Source organism: Micromonospora sp. WMMD967, assembly GCF_029626165.1.
Taxonomy (GTDB): Bacteria; Actinomycetota; Actinomycetes; order Mycobacteriales; family Micromonosporaceae; genus Micromonospora; species Micromonospora taraxaci.
In genome coordinates this window covers 4227654-4236548 of sequence record NZ_JARUBK010000001.1, presented here as the reverse complement: position 1 = coordinate 4236548, position 8895 = coordinate 4227654, and the positions used below count along the sequence as shown (strand labels likewise).

Annotated in this window: 5 protein-coding genes; 1 reads left to right on the top strand and 4 read right to left on the bottom strand. The window is 72.1% G+C overall.

Annotated elements, in window-relative coordinates; genetic code table 11:
* Nucleotides 1-165: 165 nt before the first annotated feature.
* Complete coding sequence (locus tag O7631_RS19280) at nt 166-1407, top strand: cytochrome P450 (RefSeq protein WP_278145487.1); 1242 nt, start codon at nt 166-168, stop codon at nt 1405-1407.
* Nucleotides 1408-1463: 56 nt separating this feature from the next.
* Here the strand turns inward: O7631_RS19280 and O7631_RS19275 are convergent, their stop codons facing one another.
* From O7631_RS19275 to O7631_RS19260, 4 genes are read right to left on the bottom strand one after another with little or no spacing between them, the layout of a single operon-like run.
* Nucleotides 1464-3419, bottom strand: coding sequence for a hypothetical protein (locus O7631_RS19275; protein ID WP_278145486.1), 1956 nt, complete (start codon nt 3417-3419; stop codon nt 1464-1466).
* Nucleotides 3404-4174, bottom strand: coding sequence for an ABC transporter ATP-binding protein (locus O7631_RS19270; protein ID WP_278145485.1), 771 nt, complete (start codon nt 4172-4174; stop codon nt 3404-3406). The genes O7631_RS19275 and O7631_RS19270 overlap by 16 nt, the downstream gene beginning before the upstream one ends.
* 43 nt (nt 4175-4217) lie before the next feature.
* Nucleotides 4218-4973, bottom strand: a complete 756-nt coding sequence (locus O7631_RS19265) for an alpha/beta fold hydrolase (RefSeq protein ID WP_278145484.1) — start codon at nt 4971-4973, stop codon at nt 4218-4220.
* A 13-nt stretch (nt 4974-4986) separates the two neighbouring features.
* Nucleotides 4987-8841, bottom strand: coding sequence for an alpha/beta fold hydrolase (locus tag O7631_RS19260; protein ID WP_278145483.1), 3855 nt, complete (start codon nt 8839-8841; stop codon nt 4987-4989).
* Nucleotides 8842-8895: the final 54 nt, after the last annotated feature.

Below are 8895 nucleotides of genomic sequence, written 5' to 3'. Positions count from 1 at the left end.
GAGGCCGGACACCCCTACGGGATCGAGCGCACCCCGGGCCGGGGCCGATGTGGAGGGCAGCCCCTATCCCCCTGGATCGACCCCCGATCCGGGTCGTGGCGCATTTCCCGAAGACCCGTTCTTCCTATCGTGGAGACAATGTCCATGCGGAAATGAGTGGTGACGATGACCAGTGCGACGCAACATCCCGCCCCGGCCGGATCGGGCACCGGGGAGCCGGCTCCGCTGCCCCGGCAGCGCGGTAAATGTCCGTTCTCCCCACCTGACGAACTCCTGAAGCGCGCCGAGGAGCACCCGGTCAGCCCGCTGATCATGGCGGACGGGTCGGTCGGCTGGCTGGTGACGCGGGCCGAGGACGTCCGGGCGGTGCTCGCCGACACCCGGTTCAGCGCGGACATCCTCAAGGCGTCGAACCCGATCCAGGTGATCCCCGAGGAGGCCAAGCAGCTCCCGCCCGACCCGGCGTTCTTCATCCACGTCGACCCGCCGCACCACACCCGTTACCGCAAGATGTTGATGGGTCAGTTCACCATGCGCCGGGTCCGTGCCCTGGAGCCGCGGATCTCCGAGATCGTCACCGATCGCCTCGACGCGATCGAGGCCGCCGGCCCGCCGGCCGACCTGGTCCGGGACTTCGCCCTGCCCATCCCCTCACTGGTCATCTGCGAGCTGCTCGGCGTGCCGTACGCCGAACGGGAGCAGTTCCAGACGCTGACCGCCGCAATGCTGCGCACCGACGCCACCCCGATGGAGGTCGGGATGTCGGCCTGGAACCTGCGGCAGTACCTGGCGGCTCTGGTGGCGACCAAACACGAGGAGCCGGACGGCGCCCTGATCTCCGGCCTGATCCACGACTCGGACGACGACCCGCTCACCGACGAGGAACTGACCAGCATCGCCATGCTGCTGCTCGTCGGCGGCCACGAGACCACCGCCAACCAGCTCAGCCTCGGCGTGTTCGCGCTGCTCACCAATCCCGAGCAGCTGGCCATCCTGCGCGCCGACCTGGACCGGGTGCCGGACGCCGTGGAGGAGTTGCTCCGCTACCTGCCGACGTTCCAGTTCGGCGTGACGCGCCTCGCGACCGAGGACGTGCCGGTGGGCGGTCAGCTCATCCGCGCCGGTGAGAGCGTCAGCCTCTCGCTGTCCGCCGCCAACCGCGACCCGTCCCGCTTCGTCGACCCGGGGGTCTTCGACGTGACCCGGACCGGCAACCAGCACCTGGCCTTCGGTCACGGTGTGCACCTGTGCATCGGCCAGCAGCTCGCCCGCGCGGAGCTCCGGATCGCACTGCGGGCCCTGCTCACCCGCTTCCCCGGGCTGCGCCTGCACGGGTCCGCGGACGACGTTCCGCTGCGCTCCGAGTCGCTGATCTACGGCGTCCGCGAGCTGCCCGTCTCCTGGTGAGGTCCAGGCACACACGAGGGCTCGGCCACACGGTGGCCGAGCCCTCGTCGTCGTGCTCAGTGGTGCAGTTCGTCGACCTTCTCGGGGTGCCGGGTCACCACCGGGGCGGCGGCGAGACCGGCACCATCCACAGTGGCCTGTCGGCTCTCCCGGCGTGCCAACCGGAGCTGGTGGAAACCCGCGGCGATGAGGCCCAGGCCGAGCAGGACCATGACGCCCACGACCGGCCAGTGCAGCGCCTCGGGGACGAGGCGAGCCACGAACCACGAGTCGCGGTCGGGGTCGGTGTACTTCAGGAAGGCGGGGACCACACCCTGTGCGATCAGCGGGACCCAGCAGACGATGAAGCACACGTAGACCGCAGCACGGCGGGCCGGCGACGCCTTCGCGATGCCGAGGCGGCTCTCGCCGAGGTCCACCCCGCCGAGCGACGCCGTGATCTGATCCCAGTCGACGTCGCCGGTGAGGTTGCTCTTGCGGGAGGTGGAGGCCCGCATGGTGGCCAGCAGGTCGGGGCCGGTGGCTTCCAGGTGCTTGGCGGCGAGGTCACCGAGCAGCCAGGCCAGCAGGATGCCGGTGACCAGGCCGACGCCGGCGCCCGCCCAGTCGGGGCCGTAGCGGACGGTGAGGTAGGCGGGGGCCGCGGTGGCCGCGACCAGCACCAGCATGAGCAGCACCTGGGTGAAGTCGGTGCCGTTCTCCAGGAGGTTGCCGCTGCGCTTGTGCGGGTCGGTCATCGGCACCGGCCGCAGCACCGAGATCAGCACGATGACGCCGGCGCCGCCGCCTACCAGGGCCGGCACCAGGGCGGCCAGCCACGGCCAGGCCCACGTCTGCCCGCTGAGCAGGGTGGGCACGACACTGAGGACGACGACCACCGGGGCGGTCAGCAGCAGCCAGGCGAGCTGGCGGCCACGGACGTCCTTCCGGGCGGCCCCGGGGGTGAGCACGGTCTGCCAGATCACCGTGCCGTCCTCGCCGTACAGGTTGGCGGAGATGGCGGCGGCCCAGATACCGAACGCGACACCGATGAACGGCACGAAGATCGGCAGGTCGACCATGAGCGGCAGCAGACAGAACGCGAGGGCGTAGACCAGCGAGAAGACCAGGTAGTGGAAGCGCATCAGGTCGCGGGACGCGGTGCGCAGCTCCCGACCGACGACGGCTCGTACGCCGCCACCCCGGATCTTCTGGGCTGCGGTGCGACCGCGCGCCGGGCGTCCGCTGGCGCTGCGGTGGCTGAGTCGGCGGACCAGCAGCGCGGACCAACCGAGCATGGCCAGCACGCTGAGCACGGCGAACCCGGCCGGCACGGCGGCGGCCAGCAGCCAGTCACCGCGGCCGGCGGCCTCCACCGCGACGATTCCCCAGCCGGACGGCAACCGGCGCACCCAGGCCGCCAGGTTGTCCGGGAAGCCGGCGGTGAGGGCGTACTGGATGGTGGGTTTGAGCACCCAGCCGGTGTGCGTGAGCGCCAGGATGCCGCCGCTGATGACGGCGGCCAGCACCGCTCCGATCTTGGCGCGCATCAGCGTGCTGAGCGCTGCGGTGACGAACCGGGAGGCGAGCACCACGAACAGCAGCTGGAGGAACACCACCGGCACCGCGATCAGGGCGGCGGCGCCGCCCACCGGGAGGGCCGCGACGATCAGCGCGGTGAAGGCCACCAGGCTGACCACCGGGGCGACGCCGACGAACGCGACGGCGAGCAGGCCGAAGGCGAGCCGGCGCGGTGGAATCGGCAGCAGCGCCAGGTGCTCCGGGCGCAGCGTCTCGTCGCCGCCACCGAACAGCACCGGGCCGAACAGCCACCCGATCGTCCAGATGGCGAACGCCGCGCCGACCAGGTCGAGGGGTAGGCCGTCCACCGGCCAGTCGTGCACGGCAAGCCAGATCGTGCCGCCGGCGAGGACCAGGCCCAGCACGCCGCCACCGATCATGTCGGCGGCGCGCTGCCCGGTCATCGAGTGCCGCAGGACGGCCAGCTTCATCCGGATCAGGATGCCAACCATGACAGCTCCCCCGCGCTCACCGGCTGGCCGCCGACCAGGTCGACGAACCGGTTCTCCAGGGTGCTGCCGCCGCGTACCTCGTCGAGTGGGCCGGAGGCGACCACCCGGCCGCCGGTGACGACCGCGACGTGGTCGCAGAGCTGCTCGACCACCGGCATGACGTGACTGGAGAACACCACCGAGCCGCCGGCGGCGACGAACCGCTGGAGGATCACCTTGATCGTCGCCGCCGAGACGGGGTCGACAGCCTCCAGGGGCTCATCGAGGACCAGCAGCTTCGGTGCGTGCAGCAGCGCCGTGGCCAGGCCGATCTTCTTCCGCATGCCGGTCGAGTATTCGAGGACCAGGGTGCTGTCGGCCCGGTCGAGTTCGAGGACCTCCAGCAGTTCCTGGCTGCGCTCGGCGACCGCCTCGGGTTCCATCCCCCGCAGCAGACCCAGGTAGGTGAGCACCTCCCGGCCGGTGAGCCGTTCCGGCATGCCGAGGCTGTCGGGAAGGACGCCGATCAGCTCCTTGGCGCGGACCGGGTCGGCCCAGACGTCGACACCGAAGATCTCGGCGCGACCGCTGTCCGGGCGCAGCAGCCCGACGGCCATGGACAGCGATGTGGTCTTGCCGGCCCCGTTGGGACCGACCAGCCCGAAGAACGAGCCGCCCGGAACCTCCAGGTCGACGTGGTCGACGGCGCGCTTGTCACCGAATGTCTTGGACAGCCCGATGAGCCGCAGAGCCGGCGTGGGTGTCGGGGTTGTCACTGGTACCTCCGGAAGTCTCGGACTGCTCAAGCCGGCGTCGCCGTCAGCCTGACGTCAGGCGATCCACAATGGTCTCCAGTATGTCCGTCTGGTGGTTGTTCAGGTAGAAGTGACCACCCCTATAAACTTTGATGGCGTAGGGGCCGGTGGTGTGCGTCCGCCAGGAGTCGGCCTCGTCCACTGTCACCTTCGGGTCGGAATCGCCGGTCAGGACGGTGATCGGGCAGGACAACGGCGGCCCGGGCCGGTACACGTAGGTCTCCGCGGCCTTGTAGTCGTTGCGGATCGCCCCGATGATCATCCGGATCAGCTCGTCGTCGTCGAGCAGTTTGCCCTCGGTGCCGTTGAGCCGGCGCATCTCCGCGATCAGGCCGTTGTCACCCAACTGGTGGATGTGCTCCTCACGGTGACGTGACGGCGCACGCCGCCCGGAAGCGAACAGGTGCTTCAGGACGATGCCGTCCTCCTCCAGGAGCCGGGCCACCTCGAAGGCGACCGAGGCTCCCATGCTGTGACCGAACAGGGCGATCGGGCGGTCGGCGAGGGTGGCGACCTGCTCCGCGACCCGGGTGGCCAGGCCGTGAACGGTGTCGATGCACGGCTCGGCGCGACGGTCCTGCCGGCCGGGATACTGCACCGCGAGCACCTCGACGCCGGTCAGGGCGCGCGAGACCGGGTGATAGTAACTGGCCGAACCGCCGGCGTGCGGCAGGCAGACCAGACGCACCGGCGCGTCCGGCTTCGGGTGGAACCGGCGCAGCCAGAGGCTGGTGTCGACAGTGGCAGTGGTGATTGTCATCGAGGTCTCCGTCTCACAGGGTCGTGGTCAGCCAGTCGTGCACCGTCTGGGCGGTGCGACCGACCTGGTCGCCGAGCATCGTGAAGTGATTTCCGGTGGCGTCCGCCACCGTGTGCGGGTGCTGCCAGGACGGCCGCCAGTCGCGGCCCTCCGGCACCGCGCCGAGAGGCTCCCCGGCGCGGACCAGCAGGGTGGGTGCGGTGCTGGGCAACGGCTCGAAGTCGCCGTAGTGGCGGATGTACGACGCCCAGGCGAGGTACCGCTCGTCGGGCACCCCGGCGTCGTCCATCTCCAGCCCGTTGAGCAGTTCGGGGATCCACTGGCCGAGGACCGCGTCGGCCGGCGGGTAGGTGTCGAGCAGCACCACGGCGGCCGGTGTGACGCCAGCGGCCTCCAACTCGGCGGTGAGGGCGTTGGCGACCAGACCGCCGGCCGAGTGTCCCAGCAGGATGAACGGCTCGGTGCCGGCGTCCTCGCGGATCGCCCGGGTCTGTAGGCGCAGCGCGGCGGCCAGGTCGGCGGGGGCCGGCTCGTCGGCCTGGTAACCGGGATTGACCAGGGCGGAGATCCGGTACCGGCCGCGTAGGGCGCCGGCCAGTCGCGCGTACTCCTGCGGACCGGCCATCAGCGAGGTCGTGCAACACGCGATGATCCGCGGGCCGTCGCCCTCCTCGGCCAGGCGTGCCAGCGGGGGTACGGCCACCCGCCCGGCGTCCACGTCGTCGGCGGTGAACGTCGGCCGGTACCCGGCCAGCCGCATCAGCAGTGTCGTGTACTCGTGCAGGTCGTCGTTCTGCCGCGCCTGCCGGAACAGCGCGTCCAGGGTGGGGGCCGGCGTGGCCGGCGTCGTCCCGGCCATCTCCGCCATCAGGTGCCGGGCCAGCCGGTCCGGGTCCTGGTAGGTGAAGAGCAGGCCGGGAGGCATGTTCAGGCCGGCGGCGGCGTTGAGCCGCAGGCGGATCTCCTGCCCGATCACCGAGTCGACGCCGAGTTCGAGGAAGTCCCGGCCGGGCCGGATGGACTCGATGCCGGGGTAGCCGAGGACCTCGGCGGTCTCCCGCCGGATGAGGTCGCGGACCTCCTCGAACGTGGAGTCCCGGGACAGGACCGGCGCCGCCGACGCGGCCGGCGACTGCTCGGCGGGGGCGGCTGCGGTCGGCATGGTGACCGGTTCCAGCGCCGGCCAGTAGTGCTGCCGCTGGTACGGGTAGGTGGGCAGGTCGACGCGCGCGGTGCCGGGCAGCAGCGCCGCCCAGTCCGGTCGTACGCCCCGGCAGTGCAGCCGGGCGAGTGCCGTGACCAGGGCTTCCACGTCGTCCCCTGCGCGGCGCTGCGCGGCGACGAACAGCGGGGCGGTGTCCCGGTCGGCGCCCTCGACGCAGTCGGCGCCCAGCGGGGTGAGCACCGCGTCCGGACCGATCTCCAGGTAGGCGGTGACGCCCCGCTCGTGCAGGGTCCGGATGCCGTCCGCGAAGCGCACGGTGGCGCGGACCTGGTCGACCCAGTAGTCGGAGTCGAACTCCGCGACGCCGCCGGTCACCGTCGAGACGACCGGAACGCGGGCGGGGGCGTGGGTAAGCCCTCGGACGACCCGGGCGAAGTCCGCGGTCATCGGTGCCATCAGCGGTGAGTGCAGGGCGTGCTCCACGTCCAGCGTCCGGGTCTTGCCGAACCGCGCGACCACCTGCTCGACCGCCTCCGCCGCGCCGGACACCACCACCGACTTCGGGCCGTTGACGGCGGCGACGGACGCCACCGCCTCGAATCCGGCGAGCGCGTCCCGGACCTCCGCCTCGGTGGCCCGGACCGCGACCATCACGCCGCCGGCCGGGAGTGCCTGGATGAGCCGTCCTCGTGCCGCGACGAGCGCGGCCGCGTCGGACAGCGACAGCACTCCGGCCGCGTGTGCCGCCGCGACCTCGCCGGTGGAGTGTCCGATGAGCTGGTCCGGGACCACTCCGAACGAGGTGACCAGGCGGTACAGCGCGACCTCGACGGCGAACAGCGCCGCCTGGGCGTACCCGGTGCGGTCCAGGGCTGCCTCGTCGTCGAGGACGACCTCGCGGATCGACCGGTCCAGGTGCACGTCGAGTTCGGCGCAGGCCGCGTCGAACGCCTCGGCGAACACCGGGAAGGTGGCGTACAGGTCCCGGCCCATGCCGACCCGCTGCGCGCCCGGGCCGGAGAAGACGAAGGCCACCTGCGGTCGGGCCGCCGCGAGGTCGCCGGGGTCGGTCCCGTCGGCGATCCGGGTCAGCGCCGCGGTCAACGTGTCCGTTCCGGTGCCGACGGCGACCGCCCGGTACTCGAAGTGCGAGCGGGTGACAGCGAGCGACCCGGCCACGTCGGCCGGGTCCAGACCGGGGTGCTCCCGCAGGTACGCGAGCAGCTGCGCCGCCTGGGCGCGGAGCCCGGCGGGCTCACGGGCCGACACCGGCCAGGCCAGGACGCCGTGGGGGGCACGGGTGCCCGGGGTGGCGAGCCGACCCTCGGTCTCCTCGGGTTGTTCGAGGATCACGTGGGCGTTGGTGCCGCTGACCCCGAACGAGGAGACCGCGGCGCGGCGCGGCCGACCGTCGGCGGGCCACGGGCGCGACGAGGTGAGCAGTTCGACGGCCCCCGCGGACCAGTCCACCTGCGGGGTGGGCCGGTCGACGTGCAGGGTGGCCGGGAGCATGCCGTGCCGCATCGCCTCGACCATCTTGATGATGCCGGTGACACCGGCGGCGGCCTGGGTGTGGCCGATGTTCGACTTGATCGAGCCGAGCCACAGCGGCCGGTCGGCGGGGCGGTCCTGGCCGTAGGTGGCCAGCAGCGCCTGCGCCTCGATCGGGTCGCCGAGTCGGGTGCCGGTGCCGTGCGCCTCGACGACGTCGATGTCGGCCATCGTGAGCCGGGCGTTGGCCAGCGCGGCCCGGATCACCCGCTGTTGGGCAGGGCCGTTCGGGGCGGTCAGGCCACTGGACGCGCCGTCCTGGTTGACCGCGCTGCCGCGCAGCACGGCGAGGACGGGGTGACCGTTGCGGCGGGCGTCGGACAGCCGTTCCAGCAGGATCATCGCGGCGCCCTCGCCCCAGCCGGTGCCGTCGGCGGCGGCGGCGAACGACTTGCACCGGCCGTTGGCGGCGAGCCCACCCTGCTTGGAGAACTCGACGAACACCGACGGGGTGGCCATCACCGCGACGCCGCCGGCCAGCGCCAGGTCGCACTCGCCATCGCGTAGGGACTGGGCGGCCAGGTGGACCGCGACGAGCGAGGAGGAGCAGGCGGTGTCCACGGTGAGCGCCGGCCCTTCCAGGCCGAACGTGTACGAGATCCGCCCGGAGACCACACTCGCCGAGTTGCCGGTGCCGAGGTGCCCGTCGAAGCCCTGCGCCAGGGCGGCGACCAGCACACCGGTGTAGTCCTGGTTGTTGGTGCCGGCGAAGACCCCGGTACGGCTGCCCCGGGCGGCGGTCCGGTCGATGCCGGCCCGCTCGAAGGTCTCCCAGGCGATCTCCAGGAGCAGCCGCTGCTGCGGGTCCATGGCGATCGCCTCGCGCGGGGAGATGCCGAAGAAGCCGGGGTCGAAGTCACCGGCGTCGTAGAGGAAGGCACCGGAGCCCGCGGTGCTCAGCTCGGACAGCGCGGCCAGGTCCCAACCGCGATCGGACGGGAACTCACCGATCGCGTCCCGGCCCTCGGCCACCAGGTCCCAGAGCTGATCGGGCCCCCGGACTCCACCGGGCAGCCGGCAGCCCGTCGAGACGATCGCGATCGGTTCGGGCGCGGGCGGGGCCGCCGGGGTTGCGGCGCGTTGCTTGAGCCGCTTGTTGTCGGCGAGCGCCGCACGCAGCGCCGCCACCACCTCGTCGTAACTCGTGGCCATCGTCTACTCCCCGTCAGCTCTCGGTGCCGTCGAGGGCGAGGCGGACCAGCTCGC